The organism is Acinetobacter lwoffii (assembly GCF_024129715.1).
Lineage (GTDB): Bacteria > Pseudomonadota > Gammaproteobacteria > Pseudomonadales > Moraxellaceae > Acinetobacter > Acinetobacter lwoffii_U.
The window spans coordinates 240,258-266,882 of record NZ_JAMXXM010000003.1 but is presented as its reverse complement, the minus strand read 5'-3'; the positions used below and the strand labels follow the sequence as shown (position 1 = coordinate 266,882).

Here is a 26,625-nt window from a genome sequence, read left to right as displayed (position 1 = left end):
GATTCAAGTATTGGAGAATCAGAATGAGCAAGAATAATGGTCAGCAATTTATCAATGGGCAACGTGCTTCAACAAATGCACCTGCAATTGAGAGTATCGCTGCTGTAGATTATCAACCAACAGGTTATTTGTTTAGTCAAGCAACTTTAGAGGAAGTTAATCAAGCCGCTGAAGCTGCATATCAAGCATTTATGAATTATAGCCAAACTTCAACAGCAGATCGTGCTACTTTCCTTGAGGAAATTGCAACACAAATTGAAGCACTTGGTGCTAATTTACAAGAAGTTGCCTCATTGGAAAGTGGCTTACCACTTGCTCGTCTTCAAGGTGAAACAGGCCGTGTAACAGGTCAGTTACGCTTGTTTGCTCAATTGCTACGTCGTGGCGATTTCTATGGTGCACGTATTGATGTTGCATTGCCAGAGCGTAAACCATTGCCACGTGTTGACTTACGTCAATGTAAAGTAGGTGTAGGTCCTGTTGCCGTATTTGGTGCAAGTAACTTCCCGTTGGCATTCTCAACTGCGGGTGGCGATACAGTCGCTGCCCTTGCTGCGGGTTGTCCAGTGGTGTTTAAAGCACACTCTGGCCACATGGCAACGGCTGAATTGGTTGCTGAAGCGATTGAAAAAGCAATTGTTGTATGTGGTATGCCAAGTGGTACTTTTAATATGATCTTTGGCTCACGTGTTGGCGCTGATCTGGTTAAACATCCTTTGATTCAAGCAGCTGGTTTTACAGGCTCACTTGAAGGGGGGATGGCACTATTTACGTTAGCTCAAAATCGTCCGCAGCCCATTCCTTTCTTTGCTGAAATGTCGAGCGTGAATCCTGTTGTGGTATTACCACAAGCACTTGCTACTCGTGGTGAGCAGATTGCGCTGGATACTGTTGCATCATTTAATATAGGGTGTGGTCAGTTCTGTACCAAACCTGGTTTAATTTTAGGTGTGAAGAGTCCTGAATTTGACCGTTTTGTTGCAACATTGGCTGAAGCAACTGAAAAAGCTGCTCCTCAAGTGATGTTGAATGAAGGGACGTTAAAAAGTTATAAACAGGGTCTTGCTAATTTAGCAACAGAAGATGGCTTTGATGTGATTGCAAAAGGTCAAGAAGCAACTTTAGTTTCTCAGGCACAGCCTCATTTGGTGAAAGCAGACCAATCTGTTTTACTTTCAGGTAATCCGAAATTACAACACGAAGTATTTGGTCCAATGTCAATTGTGATTGCAGTTGATGATCAGGCAACTTTGTTGAAAGGTATTGCAGCACTTGGTGGTCAATTAACAGCAACGATTATCAGTGATGATCAGGATGCTGAACAAGCTAATCAATTGCTTCAAGCATTTACACACAAAGCTGGTCGTGTATTGTTTAATGGTTTCCCGACTGGGGTAGAAGTCAGTGATGCTATGGTGCATGGTGGACCATTCCCTGCAACTAGTGATGCACGTGGTACATCGGTTGGTACAGGTGCTATTGAGCGTTTCTTACGTCCAGTTTGCTACCAAAATACACCACAAGCTTTATTGCCAGATGCTTTGAAAGATAGCAATCCATTACAGATTACTCGCTTGGTGAATGGTCAACTCACTAAAGACCAACTGTAATTTTTCTAATACAACTCAATGATTACATTGAGTTGTATTATCCAAATAGAGGTAGAAATGGAAAGTTTTAACTGTAGTAATGCTAAAGCAATTCTTTCGATGTTGATGGATAAAGCAGCTTCAGGACAACCAGTAGAAATTACCCGTAAAGGTCGTCATTCAGCAGTTCTTATAAGTAAAGATTCTTATGAAGCTTATAAAAGAGCTGAGTTTGATACCAAATTTCCAAACTTAGATAAATCTTCTCAAAAGTTGTGAATAAAGTTAATATTTTTGTTTTAGGTGCTTTGGTGTTTCTAATAGTGGATTGTAGTAAGATGACTTTCTAAATAGTCTTTGTGATAATGAGTTCGTCCTAATATGTCTAGTATGATTAAATCTAGATCAAAAAAACTTAGCCAAGTGGTCGTGAATGAATTAATTGATAAAATTCAATCTGGTGAATTAGAGGTTGGGAAGAAAATTCCAACTGAGCTTGAATTAATAGTTCTATTTGAAGTTAGTCGATCCGTTATTCGTGAGGCAATAACTGAGTTACGTTCTTTGGGCTATGTAGAAACCCGCCACGGAATTGGAACCTTTGTTAAAGAACAAATAGTTGAGCAAAATTTTCTACTATCTAATGCTAGTCTTGAAACTATAACTGACATCATATCTCTATTAGAATTACGCATGAGTTTAGAGTCTGAGGCTGTATTTTTAGCATCAGAGCGACGTAATGAAAATAATCTTTCTAAAATGAAAGCAGCATTAGATGATTTTGAACAGCACATTTCTTCAGATAAAAATGATGGAACTATTAATGCTGACTATAATTTCCATATTGCAATTGCAGAAGCTTCGGGTAATCAATATTTTGTTGACTTTCTAAAATATCTAGGTGAAAAGATAATTCCTCGAGCTAGACTAAAATCCATTGAGGCAGTATCTTCAAATAGAGAAGATTATCTTCGAGTTGTTCATAATGATCATGTTAATATATATAATGCTGTGTTAGAACAAGATGGTTTGCTCGCTAGACAAACAATGAGAGCACATCTTTCAAAGAGTATTAAAAAATTTAAGAATGAATAGCCACCGATTTTGTAGACACCTTTTAGTTAGATAAAATGGCTAATTAACGAGGTGCTTATGAGCAGTAAACGATACCCTGAAGAATTCAAAATTGAAGCAGTAAAACAAGTCACTGAGAAAGGTCATAGTGTGGCTGAAGTTGCTACACGTTTAGGAACCACTACACATAGTCTGTATGCTTGGATCAAACGTTATGATCCACAGCAGCCCAAGACAACAGAATCTAGTGATCCAACTACAGAATTAGCGAAATTAAAAAAAGAGCTGCAAAGGGTCACTGAAGAAAGGGACATATTAAAAAAGGCCGCGGTGTACTTCGCAAGCCAGTCCAAATGAGGTACGCCTTTATTCGGGACAACCAACATATATGGTCTGTTCGTCGTTTATGTTCAACGTTAGATGTTCATCACAGTGGTTATTACGCCTGGTTAAAGAAACCTACCAGTATAACTGCGAGGAAGCGGCAACAGCTTTCAGGATTAATTAAACAGTTCTGGTTGGAATCTGGCGGAGTCTACGGTTATCGCAAGATTCATTGTGATTTGAAAGACGTTGGCGAAAGTTGCGGTATCAATCGAGTACATCGACTCATGAAGGCGAATGGTCTCAAGTCACAGCGTGGCTATCGCAAACCTAGAGCTAATGTTAGTACTCCATCGATTGTGGCTCGAAATACTTTAGACAGACAGTTTAACCCCACCCAGCCCAACCAGTTGTGGGTGACTGACATCACTTATATTCGCACTCATGAAGGATGGCTGTATCTTGCAGTAGTAATCGACCTATTCTCACGGCTAGTCGTTGGCTGGTCTATGAAGTCGAGAATCACAACAGATCTGGTTTTAGATGCTCTACTGATGGCTTTGTGGCGAAGAAGCCCAAAGAACAAAGTCCTGATTCATTCTGATCAAGGTAGCCAATACACCAGTCATGAATGGCAGACATTTCTCAAGCATCACAACCTTGAAAGCAGTATGAGCCGGCGTGGAAACTGCCATGATAATGCTGTTGCTGAGAGCTTCTTTCAGCTGTTAAAGCGAGAGAGGATCAAGAAGAAAATCTATGTGACAAGAACTGAAGCAAGGTCGGATATCTTTGAATATATAGAGATGTTCTATAACTTAAAACGCAGACATGGTTCCAATGGTCAGCGTTCTCCATTAGATTATGAAAAGGCCCATCAAAAGATGGTTATGTGTGTCTAGAATTTTGGTGGCTATTCAGAAATAGAATATATTCTGTATAAACTAATATTATATGCGGAGTTAAAATGATAGGCATTTCAACTCCGCTGTGACATTATTGTCGAACAAGATTTTGATCTTTTCCCTGAATATTTTTATTGATATTATCCTCTAAAATATTAAATAATCTTTGCTGTGCTTCATTTGTTGCCCATCCAATATGTCCAGTAACAATCACATTATGGTTTGTTTTTTGTAGATTTATTAATGGGTTATCTATCCTAGGCGGCTCTTCTTCTAAGACATCAGTGCCGTAACCAGCTAAATGACTATTATTCAATGCAGAAATCACATCATTAGTATTTACCAATCCTCCTCGACCAACATTAATTAGTATACTTCCACGTTTCATTTTTGATATTACAGAGGAATTAATAATATGCTTAGTATCCTGATTTAATACGCAGTGTAGAGAGAGAACATCTGCCTGCATTATTGCCTCTTCAAATGGAACATAACCTTGTCGGCATATTGGTGCATTCATATGTTCACTAAAAATAACATGCATACCAAACGCTTTGGCTTTTTCGGATAATGATAAACCTATTTCCCCCTTTCCTAAGATGGTTAATGTTTTACCTTTCAGTTCACCCATTGGTGCTGCTAAACAAAATGAACTATTTTGTTTAGCCCAGACATCATCTTTAATAGCATTTACTTGAGCATTAAAGTTTTTAATTAAATTAATCATTAGTGTAAATGCGTGTTCAGCCACGGCATCACCAGCATATCCTCGGATATTACACAACTTAACTCCATGTTTCTTTAATAAGCTTAAATCGACATGATTATAACCAGTTGAACATAAAGCAATTAATCTTAAGTCTGGGTTATTGTGTAAAACTGTTTCATCCACAACTAAGTCACTGATAATAATTACATTTTGTCCTTTTACTGTTTCAGAAAACTGCTTCTGATTTAATTGATGATGCTCCGTATATTCGACAGGAAAATCAAATTTAAATTCTTTATCAATGAGGACATATTTTTCTGCACATGTAACTTTGAGCTTTTGCATAGTTGAATAAAATAAGATATGATGTAAGACATCATACAACAAGTTAGATAGTATGCCTAACATAATTATTTTTAATTAAAGATGTTTGTATTGATATAAAAATTCTTTAAGTAAGGAAGCTTCAAGTTGAAATCAAAAATTTTAGTTCTTGTATTAAGTTCTTTAATGTCTGTAGCCTATGCGGGTCCAGTGTTTTATGGTGAAATTGACGTAAGCGTCGATTATTTGCCAGAAAATAATTCAACCCGATCAGATAGAGATGTTTGGGAGATGAGTTCGAATAGTTCTTATCTTGGTATTAAAGGCGAGGAGAAGCTGTCAGACCGTTTAAGCGCAGTTTATCTTAGCGAATGGTCAATAAATGCAGATGGTGATGGTACTGATTGGGGGCAAAGAAATCGTTTTGTTGGTTTAAAAGATAGCCAATGGGGGACTATTAAGTTTGGTAAACATGATACATCTGTAAAACAACTATCTAGTCCTGTTGATACTTTTAATAATTATGCTGCCAATAAAGCCGATATTGGGAGTATTCTTCCAGGCGAAAACCGTATTGATAATGCTGTGGTATATGAATCACCATCATTAAAAATGTTCAACGGTACGATTAAATTTAATTCTTTGTTTGCCACAGGAGAAGCATCGGGTATTAAGCAGACTAATGGTGGTTCCAAAGTTGCTGGAAGAGGATTTGGTGATTCTTGGTCAGCGGCAGTTACATACGATAATTCCTTTTTAATGGCAGGTTTAGGTTACGATAAGGCTATTCCAAGTTTATTTCTTGGACGTGGTTTTTTAAATTCATCAGACCCTGAGCTAGGAGTTGCTCCAGCTTCAGCAGATAACTTTGCAGCAGCAAATATAATTCGTGCTATTGGACGTGTAAATCCTTTAGATGGATTTTTCATCAAAGCTTTAATTCAATCAGCGGAAGTTGAGGATGCTTTAGGTAATGGTGTATTAGCTAGTACGATTGACAGTTCAGATGGATGGTTAATAGGTGCTGAATATAACTTACCTAATTTGCAAAAATGGACAATCAAAGGTCAGTATAGTCAAAACAGTACTAGTTTTAAAAATGCCAGTGATGATTTCAATGCCAAGCAAATAATGGTTGGTGGTGATTATGCTTTTAACAAACAGGTTAAAGCCTATGGTTATTTAGGTTATTTAACCCTTGATCAGGCTGATAATAAGGATAAACAATCTTTAGCAGGCTTAGGGCTAGAATATAAATTTTGATTTTAAATTACGGTTGTGGATTAATCTGCAACCGTAATCTAATAAATTAAGTGTATTATAAAAAACAGTAAGAACTTAGCGTTTAAATTGTACTAGCTCAAACCTGATGTGGGTCTAGGATTTTAGACCACGCCTATAAGTGATAATCTACTCCCCAATAAGCATGGGAAATGCTTGTTTTTGGAGTCAACCATGACACGAAGAAAACGTCGTAATCATTCAGCAGAGTTTAAAGTTAAAGTTGCTCTCGCAGCAATTAAAGGCGACCACACACTCGCTGAACTTTCTACTCAATTCGACTTACATCAAAACCAAATAATTGATTGGAAAAATCAACTGCTTGAGCAATCAATCAATATTTTTTCACGACCAACAGTACAACAAGAACCTGAGATTGACCTCAAAGCTCTACATGCCAAGATAGGACATCAGGCATTGCAAATTGATTTTTTAGAAGGTGCGCTCAGAAAAATAGGGCAGCTGAGCGGCAAAAAATGATCGATAAGACCCATCAACTTTCGGTACGACAACAATCGCAATTGATTCAAATCAATCGCAGTACGTTGTATTACAAGCCCAAAGAGATTTCATCAACTGATTTGAGTTTGATGCGCCTGATCGATGAAATTCATCTCGACTACCCCTTTATGGGCAGTCGAATGATACGAGATATGCTACAGTGTCAAGGGGGCTTTGTTGCACAAAGATTTGAAATGCAAAGCGCCCCTAATTGAGCCAAATTTAAGGCGTAACTTGGGTAAGTGGTCGACCTAATTCCGTAAATCTGTTAAGGACTGCTACACGTACATGGATCTCATTCACTTGGCTATCAAAACTCCTTGCACTGAGTTTATCTCCTAATAATTTGATGCAATGCATCTTAGTTTCAACCAAACTTCGCCGATGATATCCTGACCATTTTTTCCATAGTGTCCTGCCTAAACGTTTAATTGTTCGAAGTAATTCATTTCGCTCTAGCGAGCTACTCTTTGTATCTTTCCATGGTTTCGCATTTTTTCTAGGTGGAATCACCGCATGCCCTTGCCGATCTGCAATGACCTGACGGCATTGCTTGGGGTCATAAGCTCCATCGGTATAAACAGAGTCAATCCGCTCATCTTGTGGAATCTGATTAAGTAAATCACCAAGCACCTGTGAATCACTGACATTATTGGTTGTAAGCTGAACTGCTCGTATTTGCAGGGTTTTGGCATCTATACCAATATGTAGTTTACGCCATTGGCGACGATATTCAGGTCCATGTTTCTTGCGTTTCCATTCGCCCTCACCTAGAAACTTCATGCCTGTAGAGTCCATGAGTAGATGCAGCCCATCGCTACTTTTTTGGTAGCTGATTACAATATCAATATGCTTTTGTCTTCTACAAAGCGTGGTGTAATCTGGAGCTATCCAATTTAATCCGCAAAGTTTAATCAGACTTTGCACAAAGCCAGTAACCATACGTAAAGACAGACGGAATAAGGATTTAATCATTAAGCAGCATTGGATGGCTGCGTCGGAGTAGGTTTGATTTCGCCCTTGTTTGCCTTTTGATGGCGCATACCATTGCGTAGCAGGATCAAACCAAATGGCAATATTTCCGCGACTCATGAGTGCTCGGTTATATGCGGGCCAATTGGTTGTGCGGTAGATTTTGTGTGTAGGCTTCTTCATTTGAAAATTATATCGCTGAAAAAGCCTTTACAGATAGGTTTGTGCAACAAAGCCGTTCTAAGCTAAATAAATCTTTGCCACATTTTTTGCCACACTTTTTTTAATGGCTATCACAAACTATCATATGCAAGTAATTGAATAATAGATAATTCAATAACTTATATTAGATAGAAATTGATAGGGTTGAGTTCTAGTGAGTTCAACTCCCGCCACCCCACCAAAATTCTTGTTATAAATCAGCCGCTTATTTAAGTGGCTTTTTTATTGCCTAAATTTTATAAGCAATTTAAAAGATCAAATCAAAACTAGAATGAATGCGCTCGATTAATAAATGCTTCGACTCTGACAAATGGGTGTTTTTACGAACCATCAGTTGGGTTTGAGCCGTGTTGCACAGTTCGGAATCAATAGTTAAGGCAACGGCCTGACCTTCTTTAACTGCATCTGCGATATCTGCATAGCGCATGGCAGAAATCCCATGTCCAGCCACCACATAATTTTTTAAGGCATAAATAGAATTGGTGGTCAGGCCAATATTCAGGTTCACTTGTAAGCGTACCATTTCACTGTCGAGTAGCTGACGAAAACCATGCCCTACGGGCATTAAGGCAAATTTATAGGCTGAAATTTCAGAGAGACAAATACGATGCTTGAGCTTGGCAAGAGGATGACCGGCAGGAACAGCCAGAATAAAAGGTTCTGTTTTATGAGCAATGGTGCTGATGTCTGTATGAAATGGAGGATTATACGCCAATCCAATATGCGCCAGGCTGTCCACAATATGTCGTACCACATGCTGGGCACTCATTAATTCTAACTGGATTTCAAGATTTGGATATTTATGATGCACATGTCGAAGTACATCATAAATCATGTGTTGCATATAACTTTCACTTGAAACAATGTTCACTTTGCCAAGTTGAGAAGATTGCAGCTGAAATAAACTGTCAAATAATTCATTTTCACGATTCTTATTTTCCTTGAAATACTCAAGTACCAGATAGGCGGCTTCAGTCGGAATAATATGCCGCCCCTTACGTTTGAACAGGTTTATTTTTAGTTCAGATTCAAAGAGTTGAATTTGTCGGCTCATGGCGGACTGTTCAATATTCAGGATATCTGCCGCTTTGCGCATCGAACCGAACATCATCACCGTATAGAAATAACGCAAACGCTTTTCATTGATTCCGTTCAGTGGCGCAAGGAATTGCAAGTTTCTGTCCATAAAAACTCTGATGCCTTAAAAGCATCAGTATGCCGAATAAATTACATTGTTATCAAGTCAGGAGCATGCTTACATGGATTTTGAACAATAAGAAGATCTAGATAAAAAGGAGTTTTAGATGGATTTAATGACCTCCCGTCAACAACGGTTAGACCAGATTTACAAGAAAGTAAGCTGGCGGCTACTGCCATTTTTATTGCTGTGTTATTTCTTTGCTTATCTGGACCGGATCAATATCGGATTTGCCAAGTTACAAATGCAGCAGGAGCTGGGCTTTAACGATGCAATTTATGGCATGGCAGCCGGCATATTCTTTTTAGGTTATGTACTGTTTGAAGTGCCAACCAACCTGTATTTTGAAAAAGTCGGCGCCAGAAAAACCATTACCCGCATCATGATTTTGTGGGGCCTGACCTCCATGTCGATGCTATTTGTCACCACCCCGCAGATGTTCTATGTCTTGCGCTTTTTACTAGGTGTATTCGAAGCCGGTTTTGCCTCAGGCATGATTTTCTATCTGACCTATTGGTATTCTGGTGCACGCATGGCACGCGTGATGGCGATTGTCATGCTGGCCGGGCCACTGGCTGGCATGTTAGGTGCGCCGTTATCGACACAAATTATGAGTACTTTTCATCAGATTTATAATCTTTCTGGCTGGCAATGGTTATTTTTATTAGAAGCTGTGCCGACCGTGCTGTTGGGCTGCGTAGCATACTTTTATTTAACCGATCATCCTTCACAAGCAAAATGGCTGTCCCAAGAGGACAAAGCCTTATTGGTGAAAGAAATTTCGCAGCATCAGTCTGCAAGCGGTCATAGCAATTTTAAAGCGGTGTTGAAAGATCCCTGGATTTATTTCATGGCCTTGGCCTATTTCACCATTATCTGTGGGATCTATGCGATTGGCTTCTGGCTGCCATCTTTATTGAAATCGGGCGGTATCCAAAATTTGCAGATGATTGGCTGGCTGGTGGCGATCCCATATTTATGCGGCGCAATTTTCATGATCATTTTTGCCCGCAGCTCGGACAAATGGCAGGAACGGAAATGGCATTGTGTAGTGCCGACGGTATTGGCCTGAGTCAGCTTGATGTTGTCGGTGATGAGTGCGAATTTCCTGCTGTCCTTTATTGCGATCTGTACCGCAACGGCCTTTATGTTTAGTGCCTATACCATTTTCTGGTCAATTCCATCGAAATACTTAAGCGGTAGTGCGGCAGCAGGCGGAATTGCCCTGATTAACAGTATTGGATTACTCGGTGGTTTTGTCAGTCCAAATATTATGGGCATAGCGCAATCAATGACCGGTTCCATGCTGGCAGGCTGGTTCACGATTGCTGTGATCATGATGCTCGGTGGCGCTTTCCTAATTTATGCCTTCAGACTGAAAAAGCAAGCTGCGCCTCAGCAAACAACACGCGCCGCCTTAATCGTCGATAAATAATCAATACGTAGCATAGGAAGGATTCAGGATATGAAGAAAATCATCATTGCGGGCTTTCAACATGAAACCAATACCTTTGCCCCGACCAAAGCAAGCTACGCGGATTTTGTCCAGGGTGGGGGATTTCCGCCGCTTAGCCGCGGCGCAGATATCCTGAAATTTCGGGAACAGAACATTCCGATTGGCGGTTTTATTCAACAAGCGGAACAATTCGGGTATCAACTTTTACCGGTGATCTGGGCGGGCACTTCACCTTCAGCGCATGTAGAGCAGGACACTTACCAGCGGATCTGTGATGAAATTATTGCAAGCATCCAGCAGCATCCGGCAGATGCGGTGTATCTGGATCTGCATGGTGCTATGGTCAGTGAACAGGTGGATGATGGTGAAGGCGAATTGTTAAGACGGGTTCGTGAAGCAGTTGGGCCGGATATTCCGGTAATTGCCAGTCTGGATTTCCATGCCAATGTCACGCAAGCGATGTTTGCCCATAGTGATGTGCTGATTTGCTATCGGACCTATCCGCATGTAGATATGGCCCAAACCGGACAACGTTGCGCTCAAGTGTTGGATCAAATATTCCGGGGTAAAAAGCTGCATAAGCAAATGTATAAGCTGCCGTTTTTGATTGCGCTGAATGCACAATGTACCGAGCTGGAACCTACCCAGTCTTGTATGAATTTACTCGAACAGCTAGAACAAAATAATCCTGTCCAGATGAATTTCACGCCGGGTTTTCCGGCGGCAGATTTTGCCGAATGTGGTGGTTGTATCTGGGGCTATAGTGAAAATGCTGTGCAGTTAGATCAGGCCATGCAACGCTATATCGCCCATGTGCTGCAACAAGAAACGCATTGGAATATGGGTTTTTTATCACCCGATCATGCCGTGCTGCAGGCACTTCAACTTTATCAACAGCATCATTCGACCAGACCCGTGGTGATTGCAGATACTCAGGATAATCCGGGAGCCGGTGGTGATTCGAATACGACCGGGATGCTATCGGCGCTACATCGGCATCAGGTTAAAAATGCACTGATTGGGCTTATTGTTGATCCTGCGGTGGTGCAACAAGCCTATCAGCTTGAGCTTGGTCAGCATTTTTATGCGAAATTGGGCGGAACATCAGGTATTGCGGGGGATGCTCTATTTAGCGCTGAATTTAAAATCAAAGCCTATAGCGATGGGAAATTCAGCTATGGCGGGCCCATGATGCATGGCGTTGAGGCGGATATCGGCCCGAGTGTATTACTGGAAATAGATGGTATTGAAATTGCAGTCAGTTCCTACAAAGCCCAGTTGCTCGATCGTAATATGTTTAGAATTTTTGGTGTTGTGCCTCAAGATAAATCGATCATCGTGGTGAAAAGCTCGGTACATTTTCGTGCAGATTTTCAGGACATGGCTGCTGCCATTTTAGTCGCGAAAGCGCCTGGAGCCATGAAAGCAGACCCGAATGACCTGCCTTGGCAAAAGATTGATCCTGATAGACGGCTTGTGCCGATGGGCGAAAGTCTGGCGCAACGTGATCAGCCATTGCGTCGTACGGTCTAACATTTAACTAATATCCAATTAACACCCAAGCGATTGAACAGGCGAGCTCTATCATGATCTAGCCTGTTTTTTAATGAAAGCTCCCATTCCTTGAACTCAAGAGAAATTTAATACAATTTTCTGTTACCTGATCCCGTGTCTGGATCTGTTATTGATTAAATTCACTGACACCGACTTAAGCTAGCTCATAAAAGTGGACAGGAACTCAACATTCTTTTCAAATTCAACAAAATACCTATAATTCCAATTAGAAACTTGTTGTAAATTAAACCTTAGGGAAAAAATAAATACAGTTTTGACTTTCTTATTTTAAATTAGACGAATCAACCGGAGATTCTCATTGCGCGCTGCCCGCTATAAAATTTTGCTCATTATCGTATTGCTACTGGCAGTAGGGTTTGCTCTATTTCGTTGGTGGCAGGGGCCAGTGGTGCCTAGTTATACGCTGAGTGCCATGCCGCTGGTACAAAATGTTGTTGCGACCGGACGTGTTGCGACAGTTTCACGTGCCCAGGTAGGCAGTGAAATTAGTGGTGTGGTTCTGCAACGTCTGGTGCAGGAAGGCGATCAGGTTAAACCGGGTGATCTGCTGGTGGTATTGAAATCGGATGAATTGCTGGCCCAAGTCAGACAGGCCGAGCTGGCATTGACCGAATTGGCAAGCAGCCGACGGCCACAGGCTGCAGCAGAACTGGCCAGTGCCAAAGCCCAGCTGGAGCAAGCCAGCCGAGAAGCTACACGTCGACGTAATGCAGAAGCCGGTATCCTGTCGAGGGAAGAAGTCGAACAGGCTGTGGAAGCAGAAAGAGTCGCGCGCAATAATTATGAGACAGCTCGGGTAAAAGCAGCCGTATTGGCTGCGGGTCAAGTCGAAGAAGCGTCGCTTCGGGAGCAGCTTGCAGTGGCACAGGCTCAACTGGCCAAAACCAAGATTCGGGCTGCGGTCGCCGGCACAGTACTGACACGCGATGTCGAGCCGGGTGATCTGGTTCAGCCGGGACAAACTTTATTTACCATTGCGTTAACAGGGAATACAGAAATCCGGGTACCGCTAGATGAGCGGAATTTACCGCAACTGGCCTTGCAGCAAAATGCCACTGTGATTAGCGATGCCTATCCGGATCAGTCTTTCCCGGCCCGGATTAACTTTATTGCGCCAAGTATCGATCCACAGCGAGGTACGGTAGAAGTCAGGTTAACTGTCAATCCCGTACCAGATTTTCTGCGTCAGGACATGACGGTATCGGTGAATGTCGAGACGGCCAAACGAGCCCGGGCACTGGCTATTCCAAATGATGCTTTAAGCAGTATCAAGGGAGATAAAGCCGTGGTCTTAATGGTACGTGATGGAAAAATACAGCGTCAGCAGATTACTTTGGGCTTGCGTGGCCTGGCCATGTCAGAAGTGAAATCCGGGTTGAGCGAGGGTGATCAGGTGTTGGTAGATGCCGAATCTTCATTGGAGGATGGCACCAGAGTTCGCTTAAAACCACACCAGAGTTCATTACAGAATTCTGCTGATATGGCCAATAGTAAAAATGAATTACCGGTGAACTTCGATTGAAAAATTTATTCGGGCGGCTCTGGATCGAATGGAAAATCGCGGTCAGTTTTTTGCGCGAGGGTCGCGCGCAGTCCATCATGATCACCATCGGGGTTGCCGTGGGCGTAGCGGTGATCGTCTTTATCACTGCGTTGATTCAGGGGCTGCAAGCCAATATTGTTGAACGAACCTTAGGTACACAGGCTCATATTCGTCTGCTGTCACCGGATGAAGTCAACCGGATTGTGTCACCTCCCGCCGGAACAGTGCAATTATTGCAGGAAGACAAACGGGCACAGCGCCTGCGTTCGATTAACAATTGGCAACAGATTACCGAAACACTAGACCAGTTGCCTGTACTGACCTCCGTCTCGCCGGTGGTGTCGGGGCCAGCTTTTGTACAACGTGGTGATGCGATCGAATCAGTGGCCTTGGTCGGGATGAATTTAGAACGTTATCAGCAGATCATTCCATTAAAAGAATATTTAATCAGTGGCCAGTTGCGGGTCGGCGCGGATGATGTACTGATTGGCAGTCAATTGGCCAAAGACCTCGGTGTTCAGGTCGGCAGCAAGTTGCGACTCGATACTGGCCAACAGAACAGTGCTTTGGTGAATATTGCCGGTATTTTTGAACTGGGTGTGCGCGAACTGGATGCGCGTTATGTATATCTGGATCTCAAGCAGGCACAGTCCTTACTCGGCCTGCCAGGCGGGGTAACGGTGATTGACCTAACCATTGCCAATATTTTTGAAGCAGACCAGGTTGCCGCACAAGTCGGACGCCTGACCTCATTAAAAGCCGAAAGCTGGATTGAAACCAATGCACAACTGATGAATGCCATTACTGCACAAAGCCTGTCGACTAATATGATTATTGTCTTTGTCGCAATCTCGGTGGCTTTCGGGATTGCCAGCGTCATGTCCGTCAGTGTGGTGCAGCGCACCCGAGAAATTGGTATTCTGCGGGCGACAGGTGCAACCCAATCGCAAATCCTGAGGGTTTTTCTGTTTCAGGGCGCAATCTTCGGCTTGCTCGGTTCAGTGCTGGGCAGCATAGTCAGTTATGGCCTGGTGTGGGTATTTAATAATTTTGGTCCGGGATTATTCTATATTCCGATATCGATTGAACTGGTGATTTTGGCATTATTGTTGGCGACATTAACAGGCGTACTGGCTGCAGCGGTGCCATCACGTCGGGCCGCGGCACTCGATCCAGTGGAGGCGATTCGTCATGTCTGAGCAATCTCAGGAAGTTCTGCGTCTGGAAGCGCTACGCAAGTCTTATAACATTGGACAGCCCAATGAAGTTGAGGTTTTGCATGGCATTGACCTGCGCATTGATCGCAACGACTTTGCTGCACTTATTGGCCCTTCCGGTTCTGGAAAAAGTACCTTACTGAATATTCTGGGACTGCTAGATAAACCAACGAGTGGCGAGCTGTATTTGTTGGGACAACCTACCAGTGCGATGGATGATACCGGCCGTACGGCGCTGCGCGGCAACAGCATCGGATTTGTATTTCAGTTTCACCATCTGATTCAGGCATTTAGTGCACTGGATAATATTCTCATGCCTTTAATGATGGCGCATGGCAAACCGAATCAGCAGGCAATGCAACGCGCACGTGATTTACTGGCGGCAGTGGGGCTGGAAAAATTTGCCGAGCGTAAACCGAATGAATTGTCCGGAGGACAGCAGCAGCGGGTGGCCATTGCTCGGGCCTTGATTACTGAGCCGGCCTTATTATTGGCCGATGAACCGACAGGTAATCTGGATACCCAGACCGCGGCTGATATGTTTGAACTGTTTCGTAAAGTGCATCGTGAACGCGACTGCGCCGTACTTTTAGTCACGCATGATCCGCGCCTGTCTGCCACTTGTGATCGTACCATCAATCTGGTCGATGGCCGGATTGAAAGTGATTCGAGCAATTCTCCTCAAGATTAAGCTGTACTGTAAGGAGCCAGGAGGGCTAATTTTTTGAAGCGATCGAAAAGATATTTCAGATTTATAGCTTTCAAAAAATGATAGCCATATATGAGATTGAAATAATCTGTAAACAATCTGTTTGTTAAAAAAGGATGTATGCGATTGCCTACATCCTTAAATTTTGATGGTTTAATTTTAATGATCCTGACTTTTAGCTTGATCTAATCATTGAGTGCCGATAAATCCCCCTAATATAAACGTCAGGATGAAGCCGAACTTTAATGGCACTACCGCAAGTTTCCATTTCATCCTGTGAATAAGCCTGATTTCAAAGATTCGATCCGATTTTATTGTTCCAGATTGCTTCTCAGCATCCAGGCAGTTTTTTCGTGTACTTCCAGTCTTTGCGTGAGAATGTCAGCGGTCGGCTGATCATTGGCTTCTTCAATGATCGAAAAAATACTTCTGGCGGTACGTGCCACAGTTTCATGTGCATCTACCAGTAAACGTATCATTTCTTCAGCTTTAGGTACACCTTCGACTTCTTTAATGGAGGTGAGTTTTACAAACTGTTTATAAGTGCCGGGTGCTGCAAAACCTAGAGCACGAATACGTTCAGCAATGATGTCCAACGCATTCCATTGCTCGGTATATTGAGTCATAAACATGTTGTGCAGGCTGTTGAACTGGGGGCCGGTGACATTCCAGTGGAAATTATGGGTCATCAAATACAGGGTATAACTGTCTGCTAAAAGTCTGGATAAACCATCGACAATTTTGGCGCGATCATCATGCGAAATCCCGATATCAATTTTCATTGCTTTAGATTCTTTTTTAGAAGAGGCCATGCTCTTACTCCTTCAAACTTAACGCGATACGGTGTATTAAAATAAAGTCGGATGTATCTGAAGCCCGAGCCAAGAGATGAAATGATCTCTATGACTTTGTATTTGATCTAACAGGCTAAGAGATTTAAGTGGTTATAAGTTATAGATATTAGATCAATATAAAGGCAGGAAGTTTAGTCATTATGTATAAGCAGGACGCGGGATTGTAACTATTTAAATCTGTCAAATTTTGACTATACTTCAGCGGTAGCACGTTAATTTCTCATAGCAAATTGAACTTCTAAAAAGTCCTAATCATTTCAGGATTGAAACATCGTTTTGGGTTATGACGCTTATTTGTGAGCAAGATCACATATCACCATACTGAATCTTTATTTCGAAATATCTCTGTGAAATTTTAATATTTTATTTTAAATAAATAACTTAGATAAAAATTTAAATCATAAATAAACCCGAAATTTATAAAAAATAACACAATGCTGCCTTAATTAAACAAGGCACTACAAACAATAATAAATCTCTTTCTCAAATGCAGTTATGTTAGGACACAGGCGAAACCAATAACAATATTCCCAGAAAAGCAAAAATGCTTCGAGTCAGCATATTCAGAAGAAATGTGAGGCTGATACAGGATCGGCTGTAGCAGATTGACTTGCGGGATGATTTTGATTCGGTAAGCCATGCAATATATAAGCTCAAGCGACTTTGAGATAGACCAAAAATATCTGAACTAAACTCAAGCTCAGCAAGGAATACATCATGAAAATTAAGGCCAATAGCCCCGCGACTGGTAAAGACGGTTTAGACAAACAAAATACCAATAAAAAAAGTGAACAGCTCGACGCATATCGCAGTGATGCGACCGAACAGGCACTCACTACCAATCAAGGGGTTAAAATTTCCGATAACCAGAACAGTCTCAAGGCAGGCGTTCGCGGTGCGACCTTGATCGAAGATTTTATTCTCCGGGAAAAAATTACCCATTTTGACCATGAGCGAATTCCAGAACGTATTGTGCATGCCCGCGGTGTCGGCGCACATGGCTATTTTGAGGCTTATCCGGGGAATGAAAAACTGACCAAGGCAGGCTTCCTGACCAATACCAGTGTGCAAACGCCAGTATTTGTGCGTTTTTCTACCGTACAGGGACCACGTGGTTCAGCAGATACGGTACGTGATATCCGTGGTTTTGCCACCAAGTTTTATACGGATGAAGGTAACTTCGATCTGGTAGCGAATGATGCGCCGGTATTCTTTATCCAGGATGGGATCAAGTTCCCGGATTTTGTACATGCAGTCAAACCTGAACCTCAGACCGAGATTCCTACCGGTGCATCTGCACATGATACTTTCTGGGATTTTGTTTCTTTAGTGCCTGAATCTGCACATGCGGTGATGTGGGCCATGTCGGATCGGGGTATTCCGCGTAATTTAAGAGCCATTCAAGGCTTTGGTGTACATACTTTCCGTTTTATCAATGCCGAGAATAAAGCGGTTTTTGTGAAATTCCACTGGACGCCAAAACAGGGTCTCGCCCAACTGGTCTGGGATGAAGCACAAAAACTGGCGGGTAAAGATCCGGATTTCCATCGTCGTGACTTATATGAAGCGATTGCCTCCGGTAACTATCCGGAATGGGAGTTGGGTGTACAGGTCGTTCCAGAAGAAGATGAGATGAAGTACGACTTCGACTTGCTGGACCCAACCAAAATTATTCCGGAAGAACTGGTGCCGGTGACGCCGATTGGCAGAATGGTGCTGAACCGTAATGTTGATTATTTCTTCGGTGAAACCGAGCAGGTGGCATTCTGTCCGGGACATATTGTGCCAGGACTAGATTTTACCAATGATCCATTATTACAAGCACGTCTGTTCTCCTATACCGATACTCAGCTTAGCCGTTTAGGTGGTCCAAACTTCCACCAGATCCCAATTAACAAGCCGGTTTGTCCATTCCACAATAACCAGCGTGACGGTTTACATCAGCGTATTGTACATACCGGTCAAGCCAGTTATGAGCCGAACTCGATTGACAATAACTGGCCGGCTGAAACCCCGCCAGCAGCACAAGGCGGTGGTTTTGAAAGCTATCAGGAACGTATTGATGGACACAAGATCCGTCAGCGTAGCGAATCATTCAGTGATCACTTTAGTCAGCCCCGTCTTTTCTATCGCAGCCAGACGCCGCATGAGCAAAAGCATATTGTCGATGCCTATGTCTTCGAGCTGAGCAAGGTGGAGCGCAAATATATTCGTGAGCGTGAAGTGCTTGAAGTGCTCTGCAATATCGATCTGGATTTGGCACAGCAGGTTGCTGACCAATTGGGTATTGAAATTCCAGCAGAGAAAAAAGCAGCAAAATTGCCAGAGGTGCAGATTTCACCACGCTTATCTTTCGAGGCATTCAAACCTGAAGATATTAAGGCACGCAAAATTGCGCTACTGGTGCACGACAAGGCCAATGAGGCGAGTATCAAAGCTGTTCAAGCCTGGGCAGAATCAGAAGGTGCTGTGGTCGATGTACTGACCCCAAAACCGGGTCCGGTACTGGGTCTGCAAGGTGGGGTGATTCCTTCCGATGGTATGCAAAAAGCCGAGCCATCCATCGCCTATGATGCTGTGGTGATTGCTGACGGTGATAATTACGATGTGGTGATGAAAGATGGTGTGGCGACTCATTATCTGCTGGAAGCCTACAAGCATTTAAAACCAATCGTGTTCCTGGGCGATAAAGGCAAGCTGATTGAACATTTACGCTTGGTTAGCGATGAAGGAACTCTGGCAAACGGACAGTTTGCAGCAGTACAAGATAGCTTCAAGACTTTGATCCTGAACCATCGTGTCTGGGCGCGTGAAGCGATTGCAGAAGCAATTCCTGCCTAAACGATCTAATTTATATTTTAGAGGATAGAGGCTCCGGCTTCTATCCTGATGGTTTTAAAATGGATGAAGAGATGGTGAGACCGGATGTCAAAAAGTTGTTGGCTCAAGCACAACAAACCAAATGGAGCAGAGAGCAGGATATCTATCTCATTGAGCATAATCATTTGCCTCTAACTGAACTGATGCAACAGCTCTGTTTCAATGAAGAAGAGATTAATACACGGCGTAAGGTATTAGGGCTGACCACACGTTTAAAACAAATGCGCAAGCTTTCTCATTAACTGACTTTAAAAACACAACAACATTATCCGTATTTTATGAGGAACCGCATGCAGAACCTCGGTTCAATATTACAAAGATTTGAAAACTCTCCTCTGGAGCTACAAGAAAAAATTCAGCACACTTTAATGGAACTGGTGGCGATTTCCGAACAGGTGCCTTATCCCGCTTCCGGAGCCACCTTAAAACGCTGGCAGATGCTTAGTCAGGTTTCGGCAAGCAATCTGACCCTAGGCAAATTGTTTGAATCCCATCTGGACGCCTTGGCCATTTTGCATGAATTGAATATTCCGGTAGAACAAAAAGGCCTATGGGCAGTATGGGCGGCAGAAGGTGGACCCAAACCTTTAACATTGCAAGCAGGAAAGCTAAGCGGAATTAAGCCTTGGTGTTCTGCATCGGTCTGGGTGCAACACGGTCTGCTGACTCACCGTGATGAGCAGCAATATTCACAATTACTGATTCTAGATTTGTCGCAAGAAGGCATTCAGCATCATCAGGATGCCTGGCAGGCAGTGGGCATGCAGCATACCTTGACTGCCCGGCTGGAACTGGATCATGTTGAGGTGGAAAAAGTCGCAGCTCCAAATGCCTATCTGGATCGGCCCGGATTCTGGCATGGCGCCGCAGGTGTGGCCGCGTGCTGGTATGGCGCAACCGTGCGTTTGGCTGAATATTTAAGACAGGCAGTATTGTTAAAACCGCATGCCTATAAGGCCATGTATCTCGGTGAAATTAGTCGGGAGCTTTTAGCGACACAGTCCTTATTTTATCAAGTTGCTGCATTGATTGATCAGCAACCGCAACACGCACATGAGTTAAAGATTCGTAGCCTACGTGCTCAGGTGGAAGCGACTGCCTTAAATGTACTAACTCATGTAGGTAAGGCACTTGGTGCTGGGCCGTATTGTGAGCATCCGCATTTCGCTCGGCTTGCAGCAGATCTTCCGGTATTTATTCGACAAAGTCATGCTGCATTTGACTTGGAGCGGATTGGCGAGCTGACTGCACAGGAGGAACAATTATGGACGTTATAAGACATGAGATTGTAGGGGATCGTGTCATCCATGGTGAAGGCACAAGACTTGAAGAATGGCGTTCCTGTCAGATCCTGCAACAGATGCCGGAATTTGATATTCCTAAGGTTATTCCTCTAGATGCCAGAGTCTGCATCATTGCCCCTCATCCTGATGATGAAATTTTGGGCTGTGGAGGCCTGATTCAGCGTCTGGACAAACTTGGCTATCAGATCATACTTTTTGCCGTTACCAATGGGACAGCCAGTCATCCCGGCTCTAGTCTGTATACTCCCGAAGAGTTGAACCAGATTCGTCCTGCTGAAACGCGAGCAGCTTTAGAAGCGTTACCTTTAAAACAGAATATCTTGCGGATCGCTTTAGATATTCAAGATGGCAAGGTGGCCGAACAGCGGGATGTGTTGCAACAGCATCTGCAATCTTATCTGCAACCGAATGATGTGTTAATTAGCACATTTGTTCATGATGGACATCCAGATCATGAAATTACGGGGCAGGTCACACAGCAGCTGGCCACTGAACTTCATTTGCCCTGTATTCAGGTCTTGATTTGGGCATGGCATTGGGCAACACCTGGAGATACCAGAATTCCCTGGACCGTCGCTCATCAACTCAAATTAACTGAGGAAGAATTACAATATAAGTCTCGAGCTGCGCGGTGTTTTAAGAGCCAGATCGAGCTTGATCCGACGATAGATCAATCACCGATTCTGCCAGAGCAGGCATTACAACGTATTTTACAGCCCTGGGAGGTGTATCTGTATGAACAGTAAAGCAGCCTATGATCAGGAATATTTCGATGCCTTATATGCACTGAATCAGGGAGATCCCTGGCAATATGAACAGCGTTGGTATGAACAGCGCAAACGGCAGATTTGTCTGGCGATCTTGCCGCACTTGCAGTTTGACTCCGCGATTGAGATTGGTTGCAGTAATGGCATCTTTAGTCAGGAACTGGCGCGGCGGACAAATAGCTTAATGTGTCTGGATGCCAATAATACTGCGATCCATTTGGCACAGCAGCGTTTACAAGCTTATCCGCATGTACAGGTGTTACAGCGGATCGTGCCAGATGATTTGCCCGAACAGAAATTTCAGCTCATTGTCGTCAGTGAGATTTTATATTATTTGAACCCGATTGCTCTGCAACAGGTGCTGACATGGCTGCATACTGCACTGGAACCGGGCGGATGTATCTTGAGTTGTCATTGGCGCGCGCCAATCTCGGGATTTAGCCTAAATGGTGAAGATGTCCATCAATATCTTAAAGCGCATTTGAACTATGCACATCGTTTAAGTTTGCAGGATTCCGATTTTTTGATAGATCTCTGGATGAATTCAGCGCAATCCGTAGCAGAGCAGGAGGGCTTAAGATGAAAAAAATCGGTGTGGTGATTCCGGCCTGTAATGAAGAAGCCTATATTGAACGCTGTCTGTTAGCCTTAAAATCAGCACAAACTTATTTTTTTCAATATTTTAAAACAATAGAAAATCTTCCTGAAATCCAGATTCTCGTGGTCTTGGACCATTGTACTGATAGCACCGCCGTTAAAGTTGAGCAAATGGGCATTCCGGCTATGAGCTGCGACTTCCGAAATGTCGGTAAGGCACGCCATTTGGGGATTCAGCAAATGATCGAGCAGGGCTGTGACTGGATTTGCTGTACCGATGCCGATTCATTTGTACAGTGTGACTGGTTTCAGGTGATGTTAGAGCATCAACCGACCGATGCGATTTGTGGTGTGGTCGAGCTGGATCAATGGGATCATTTAAGCCGGAAAACCCGTCAGGCTTATCTCCGACATTATCAGGACAGCATGGGACATCGGCATGTTCATGGCGCAAACCTGTGTTTTAAAGCTTCGGCTTATATACAGGTCAATGGGTTTCAGCAACTGGACTGTCATGAGGATGTCGATTTCATCCGTCGTTTAGAAAAAGCCGGCGCGCAGATTGTCTGGTCGAATCAGCTGAGAGTCACCACCAGTAGTCGGCTCAGCTCAAAAATTGCCGCAGGTTTTGCACATTTTCTACAAAAACTTGAGCTTAAGCAGGCCGCGAAAAAACCGATCAGCCTATGCAAATAAAAGCATAAAACTATAAATTTTATACAATCAGATACTTGTAAAAAATCTTAAAATTCGTGTCTAAAAACTATTCCATTTAAATTTATTCTGTTTATAATTCACGCAAATTCAGCCCCGCAAACTTATACATTCTAGCTATAAGTCTGTGGGGTTTTTCTATGGATGATCGGTAATGGATGCCTGAGCCTTCTTTTTTGGTAATACAATGTTCAATCAAACACTGCTTTCTCGAATTCAGTCTCCATCACCATATCTATGGCAGAAAATAGCGACTGCGTTGTGCTTCTTTAGCTTGGGCTTTAGTACTGCGGCTTGGGCACCCTTAATTCCATATGCACAGCAGCGCCTGTTATTAAATCATGCTGATTTTGGCCTGTTATTGCTGTGTGCCGGAATCGGTTCAATGCTGGCGATGCCGCTGGCCGGCCGACTGGCCAATGCCTTGGGTTGCCGTACTGTTTTGGCTGTAATTCTCAGTGCATTTTTGTTCATTCTGCCTGCTCTGGCTTATAGTCCGAATCATTTAATGATGGCCATCAGCCTGTTTTTCTTTGGTGCCAGTGCCGGGGCTTTGGGCGTGACTGTCAATATTCAGGCTGCACAGATTGAGAAAAAACTCGGTAAAAGTTTAATGTCAGGTTTTCATGGAGTGTGTAGTTTAGGTGGTCTAGCAGGCGTACTGGGCATGACCATGTTAATGGGACTTGGCTTGGCGCCTTTAACCGGTGCGGTGATTGTCAGTGTAATTTTGCTGCTTATTGTCTTATTCGCTGTTCCTTTAAGTTTGGGTGCTGAGCCAAAAACAGCGGTAGAAGAAACATCACCAGAACAACCGGTAAAAAAAGCAGCACCGACCTGGGCAATTTTAGGTATTGGTCTGATCTGTTTTGTGGCTTTCCTTTCGGAAGGTGCAGCTATGGACTGGAGTGGTATTTATCTTGCTACTGAGTTCAGCCTGCCTGCGGCGCAAACCGGTTTGGCTTATAGTTTTTTTGCGGGTTTGATGGTGTTGGGACGCTTTAGTGGACACCTGATTATTCAGCAGTTTGGTGAAAAAAATACGATTCTGTTAAGCGCACTCTTGGCTGCAACCGGTTTATTAACCGTAGTCTTTGCACCAGTCTGGCAAGTAGTGTTAGTGGGATATGCGATTTTAGGTTTAGGTAGCGCCAACATTGTACCGCTGATGTTTTCCCGCGCAGGACGTCAGAAAACTTTGGCTTCACATGTGGCATTGTCTTATGTATCGGTATTTGCTTATACAGGTTCATTGATTGGACCGGCATTGGTTGGCTTCGGTAGTGAAATCATCGGATTGAGTCTGGTATTTAGCGTGATTGCGATTGGTCTATTGAGTATTGTGATTTTGAATCATTTCACTGCAGACCCAAGCGAAGTACAACAAAGCGAAGAGATTGTGGCTCCTCTTCAAAATGAAACACCAGCTTAATGCTGGTGTTTTTTTTTACTTAAAAATTTAGGCATGCATACTGAACTGGTTTGAAACTCCTGCAGCCACCGGACGATAGATCCGCAAGCTTTGTGAGTTTTTCAGGTCAGTAATAAACTGATCACGCCAGCGAATAATATCGAAATTTTTCAAGCCTTGGCTTAAATAACGATAGCGCTCTAAACGTTCTGATTTAGACATGCGCAGCGCCTTCTTCAAAGCTTTAGCCATACTGTCATGCTCATAAGGATCGACCAGTAAGGCTTCTTTCATTTGTTCAGCAGCACCGGCATATTTAGATAGAATCAAGACACCCGGATCTAAAGGATCCTGTGCAGCAATATATTCCTTGGCGACCAGATTCATACCATCCCGGATCGAATTTACCCAGCAAATATCTGCCTTACGATACAGTTGCATCAATGCCTCATGGCCCAAAGTATCATAGCTGCAATCGAAAGGTAACCAGTCCGCTGTGCCATGCTGGCTATTAAGTTCATGCACGGCAGATTTAAATTGCATATACAGGTTCTTATAGGTCTTTACATCCAGTCGGCATGGACAGGCAATTTGTAATTGCTGGAATTGATTTTTAAACTCTGGCTGATCTTCCAGTAAGCTCTGCAACGATCCGATTTTTTCCAATAAGCCTTTACTATAATCAATCCGGTCAACTGAAATGATGGTTTTATAAGGCTGCACTGTATTCAGATCAAACGGAAGCTTTTCTGGATGACTATCTGAGGCCTGATTTTGTAGTTGCACAGGATGCACACCAATCGGATAGCATTTTACATGAATCTTTCGAGATTGATAATTCAGGATTTCATTGTGACGATGCTGCACTTTTAAGGTCTGTTCGAGGAAATTTAAACAGTTTTCCTGATCGCGAGAGGTCTGCAAACCCAGTACATCGTAGTTGGCCAAATGATGTGCCAGATCGCGATGGGCGGGTAAAGTCTGCCAGAGCCTTAGTTCAGGAAAGGGAATATGCAGGAAAAAGCCAATACGGTTACGCATGCCCAGTTTACGGCAATAATGCGCCACGCTTAAAAAATGATAATCATGGATCCAGATAATATCATGTGGAGATGCTACCTGTTTCAGGTGCTTGGCAAAGCGTAAATTGACATCCTGATAGATCTTAAAATCCTGCGGCTGATAATCTACAAGTTGATGCTGATCGTGCATCAGTGGCCATAATGCATTGTTGGCAAAACCACAATAAAAACCTTGATATTGGGATTCAGTCAATGGACTCGTGTGATATTCAACATTTTGATGCTTCAGGATTTGAAACTTCTGCTCTTTTGTCTGGTCAACTCGGGATCCATTCCAGCCAACCCAGATACCGCCTATATCCTGCAAAGCATCCTGCAATGCCACCGCTAATCCACCTGCCTGTGTATTGTCTGACTTAGGTAGATTTACACGATTTGATAACACTATGAGTTTCGACATGTAATTTCTCCAATAATAATTGTTGTTGTGCTTTCAGTATTTCTAAAAATTCCGCTAGAAAAGCCTGTACTTGAGTCACGTTTTCGAGGCGATGTTGTGCCACGGTGTTGCCTGTGCCGACTTTGATAGAGCAGCCTTTGAATGTGTTGATGACTTGGAAACCGGCTTCATCGGTCAGGTCATCGCCGATAAAAATGGGGTAATGATCACTTAAGTGATATTGCTGAATGATTTGGTGGATGGCTGAACCTTTATTTGCACCTTTGGGCACCAGTTCAAATACAAACTTTCCAGCCTTAAGTTCAAAATCCTGAAAATGAGTAAGACAATTCAAGGCAAATGCATGCACTTGATGCTCTAAATAGGGATGTTCACGAAAATGCAGGGCGATTGAATAGTCTTTAATTTCTATTCGTGTCTGAGAAATATTATTACTATGTTCTGTAATATAATCTTTTAATAATTCAAACTGTTCAGGATTTAAATCAATTAACTTGCTTAAACGCGATTGATAGCTTAATTCCAGACCGTGAGAGCCGGCAATATTCCAGTCAAATGGATAAATAAGTTTTTGGGCTTGTGCAATTGAGCGACCGGTCATTAATACTAGCTGAATATATTGTTGTAACTCTTTTAAGGTATTTAAGGTTTCACTCTTAATTATACTTTTTGCTGGATCTGGGTGGAATTCAGAAATGGTTCCATCAATATCAAGAAATAAAACAAGTTTGTGAGAATAAATAATAGGTTTGAGCTGATTTAAAATCACTTGAGGTAATATATAAGAAGATGTAGCAAGTGAATCTTCTAGGTCTTGATCTTCTTTGAGAATCGACATAAATACTACCTAAGCCTCTGAAATTAAATTGATTTAAAAGTTAAAACTACCTGAATGTTCATTGATCTGATTAAATTTATAACATATTTCATTTAACAGACTGGCTTTAAGTGCAGAAACGAAACACTTTTAACAAGTACAGTTACTTTGTAAGATTTAGAAATATTTTGGTAGAAATC

Annotated in this window: 24 protein-coding genes and 1 pseudogene; 19 read left to right on the top strand and 6 right to left on the bottom strand. The window is 42.7% G+C overall.

Features of this window, described 5'->3' with window-relative positions; all coding sequences use genetic code 11:
* Positions 1–23: 23 nt before the first annotated feature.
* From NI462_RS04485 to NI462_RS04470, 4 genes are all read left to right on the top strand, one after another.
* A complete protein-coding gene (locus NI462_RS04485; RefSeq protein ID WP_253159309.1) occupies positions 24–1,610 on the top strand; it encodes an aldehyde dehydrogenase (NADP(+)) in 1,587 nt (528 codons plus the stop codon).
* Positions 1,611–1,667: 57 nt separating this feature from the next.
* The gene (locus NI462_RS04480) at positions 1,668–1,868 is read left to right on the top strand and encodes a type II toxin-antitoxin system Phd/YefM family antitoxin (RefSeq protein ID WP_253159307.1); all 201 of its coding nucleotides are present in this window, start codon (positions 1,668–1,670) and stop codon (positions 1,866–1,868) included.
* Positions 1,869–1,970: 102 nt separating this feature from the next.
* A complete protein-coding gene (locus NI462_RS04475; protein WP_253159305.1) occupies positions 1,971–2,684 on the top strand; it encodes a FadR/GntR family transcriptional regulator in 714 nt (237 codons plus the stop codon).
* Positions 2,685–2,741: 57 nt separating this feature from the next.
* Positions 2,742–3,889, top strand: a protein-coding gene (locus NI462_RS04470; protein WP_171265309.1) for an IS3 family transposase whose coding sequence is annotated in 2 segments (ribosomal slippage) — positions 2,742–2,988 and positions 2,988–3,889 — 1,149 coding nt in all. Because the reading frame shifts where the segments join, the coding sequence is not laid out codon by codon here.
* Positions 3,890–3,983: 94 nt separating this feature from the next.
* On the opposite strand, the gene NI462_RS04465 is transcribed toward NI462_RS04470, so the two are convergent.
* Complete coding sequence (locus NI462_RS04465) at positions 3,984–4,946, bottom strand: NAD(P)-dependent oxidoreductase (RefSeq protein WP_253159327.1); 963 nt, start codon at positions 4,944–4,946, stop codon at positions 3,984–3,986.
* Positions 4,947–5,072: 126 nt separating this feature from the next.
* Here NI462_RS04465 and NI462_RS04460 point away from each other — a divergent pair, with 126 nt between their 5' ends.
* Both NI462_RS04460 and NI462_RS04455 read left to right on the top strand, forming a co-directional pair.
* Complete coding sequence (locus NI462_RS04460; RefSeq protein WP_253159303.1) at positions 5,073–6,188, top strand: porin; 1,116 nt, start codon at positions 5,073–5,075, stop codon at positions 6,186–6,188.
* A 192-nt stretch (positions 6,189–6,380) separates the two neighbouring features.
* Positions 6,381–6,895, top strand: a pseudogene (locus NI462_RS04455) (transposase family protein); the annotation flags it as partial.
* Positions 6,896–6,929: 34 nt separating this feature from the next.
* Here NI462_RS04455 and NI462_RS04450 read toward each other — a convergent pair.
* Both NI462_RS04450 and NI462_RS04445 read right to left on the bottom strand, forming a co-directional pair.
* Positions 6,930–7,862: an IS5 family transposase gene (locus tag NI462_RS04450; RefSeq protein WP_253159301.1), complete on the bottom strand. Its 933-nt coding sequence runs from the start codon at positions 7,860–7,862 to the stop codon at positions 6,930–6,932.
* A gap of 286 nt (positions 7,863–8,148) precedes the next feature.
* Positions 8,149–9,087 (bottom strand): LysR family transcriptional regulator, encoded by a 939-nt coding sequence (locus NI462_RS04445; RefSeq protein WP_180180969.1) that lies wholly within the window; start codon positions 9,085–9,087, stop codon positions 8,149–8,151.
* A gap of 118 nt (positions 9,088–9,205) precedes the next feature.
* On the opposite strand from NI462_RS04445, the gene NI462_RS04440 reads away from it, so the two are divergent.
* The 6 genes from NI462_RS04440 to NI462_RS04415 all read left to right on the top strand — a co-directional run bounded on the left by NI462_RS04440 (position 9,206) and on the right by NI462_RS04415 (position 15,581).
* A complete protein-coding gene (locus NI462_RS04440) occupies positions 9,206–10,171 on the top strand; it encodes an MFS transporter (protein ID WP_253159298.1) in 966 nt (321 codons plus the stop codon).
* A 9-nt stretch (positions 10,172–10,180) separates the two neighbouring features.
* Complete coding sequence (locus tag NI462_RS04435; protein WP_253159296.1) at positions 10,181–10,534, top strand: MFS transporter; 354 nt, start codon at positions 10,181–10,183, stop codon at positions 10,532–10,534.
* A gap of 30 nt (positions 10,535–10,564) precedes the next feature.
* A complete protein-coding gene (locus tag NI462_RS04430; protein ID WP_253159294.1) occupies positions 10,565–12,088 on the top strand; it encodes a M81 family metallopeptidase in 1,524 nt (507 codons plus the stop codon).
* Between the two features lie 340 nt (positions 12,089–12,428).
* On the top strand, positions 12,429–13,652 hold the full coding sequence (locus tag NI462_RS04425; protein ID WP_253159292.1) for an efflux RND transporter periplasmic adaptor subunit: 1,224 nt from the start codon (positions 12,429–12,431) through the stop codon (positions 13,650–13,652).
* Positions 13,649–14,872, top strand: coding sequence for an ABC transporter permease (locus NI462_RS04420; RefSeq protein ID WP_004646197.1), 1,224 nt, complete (start codon positions 13,649–13,651; stop codon positions 14,870–14,872). Before NI462_RS04425 ends, NI462_RS04420 begins: the two co-directional genes overlap by 4 nt.
* Complete coding sequence (locus NI462_RS04415) at positions 14,865–15,581, top strand: ABC transporter ATP-binding protein (RefSeq protein WP_004646198.1); 717 nt, start codon at positions 14,865–14,867, stop codon at positions 15,579–15,581. The genes NI462_RS04420 and NI462_RS04415 overlap by 8 nt, the downstream gene beginning before the upstream one ends.
* A gap of 329 nt (positions 15,582–15,910) precedes the next feature.
* Here NI462_RS04415 and NI462_RS04410 read toward each other — a convergent pair whose 3' ends face one another.
* The gene (locus NI462_RS04410) at positions 15,911–16,411 is read right to left on the bottom strand and encodes a Dps family protein (RefSeq protein ID WP_004646199.1); all 501 of its coding nucleotides are present in this window, start codon (positions 16,409–16,411) and stop codon (positions 15,911–15,913) included.
* A 759-nt stretch (positions 16,412–17,170) separates the two neighbouring features.
* Between NI462_RS04410 and katE the strand changes: the two genes are divergently transcribed.
* The 7 genes from katE (at position 17,171) to NI462_RS04375 (ending at position 24,147) form a co-directional block, all read left to right on the top strand.
* On the top strand, positions 17,171–19,294 hold the full coding sequence (gene katE, locus NI462_RS04405; protein ID WP_253159290.1) for a catalase HPII: 2,124 nt from the start codon (positions 17,171–17,173) through the stop codon (positions 19,292–19,294).
* Between the two features lie 71 nt (positions 19,295–19,365).
* Positions 19,366–19,575: a hypothetical protein gene (locus NI462_RS04400; protein ID WP_004646201.1), complete on the top strand. Its 210-nt coding sequence runs from the start codon at positions 19,366–19,368 to the stop codon at positions 19,573–19,575.
* Between the two features lie 48 nt (positions 19,576–19,623).
* A complete protein-coding gene (locus NI462_RS04395) occupies positions 19,624–20,610 on the top strand; it encodes an acyl-CoA dehydrogenase (RefSeq protein WP_253159288.1) in 987 nt (328 codons plus the stop codon).
* Complete coding sequence (locus NI462_RS04390; RefSeq protein ID WP_121980081.1) at positions 20,598–21,383, top strand: PIG-L deacetylase family protein; 786 nt, start codon at positions 20,598–20,600, stop codon at positions 21,381–21,383. The genes NI462_RS04395 and NI462_RS04390 overlap by 13 nt, the downstream gene beginning before the upstream one ends.
* The gene (locus tag NI462_RS04385; RefSeq protein ID WP_253159286.1) at positions 21,373–21,987 is read left to right on the top strand and encodes a class I SAM-dependent DNA methyltransferase; all 615 of its coding nucleotides are present in this window, start codon (positions 21,373–21,375) and stop codon (positions 21,985–21,987) included. Before NI462_RS04390 ends, NI462_RS04385 begins: the two co-directional genes overlap by 11 nt.
* Entirely contained in the window at positions 21,984–22,697 is a 714-nt protein-coding gene (locus NI462_RS04380; RefSeq protein ID WP_253159284.1) for a glycosyltransferase family 2 protein, read from the top strand. The genes NI462_RS04385 and NI462_RS04380 overlap by 4 nt, the downstream gene beginning before the upstream one ends.
* A 205-nt stretch (positions 22,698–22,902) precedes the next feature.
* Positions 22,903–24,147: an MFS transporter gene (locus NI462_RS04375; RefSeq protein ID WP_253159283.1), complete on the top strand. Its 1,245-nt coding sequence runs from the start codon at positions 22,903–22,905 to the stop codon at positions 24,145–24,147.
* 27 nt (positions 24,148–24,174) lie between these two features.
* Here the strand turns inward: NI462_RS04375 and NI462_RS04370 are convergent, their stop codons facing one another.
* Both NI462_RS04370 and otsB read right to left on the bottom strand, forming a co-directional pair.
* Entirely contained in the window at positions 24,175–25,608 is a 1,434-nt protein-coding gene (locus tag NI462_RS04370) for a trehalose-6-phosphate synthase (RefSeq protein WP_253159281.1), read from the bottom strand.
* On the bottom strand, positions 25,565–26,446 hold the full coding sequence (otsB, locus tag NI462_RS04365; protein ID WP_253159279.1) for a trehalose-phosphatase: 882 nt from the start codon (positions 26,444–26,446) through the stop codon (positions 25,565–25,567). The genes NI462_RS04370 and otsB overlap by 44 nt, the downstream gene beginning before the upstream one ends.
* Positions 26,447–26,625: the final 179 nt, after the last annotated feature.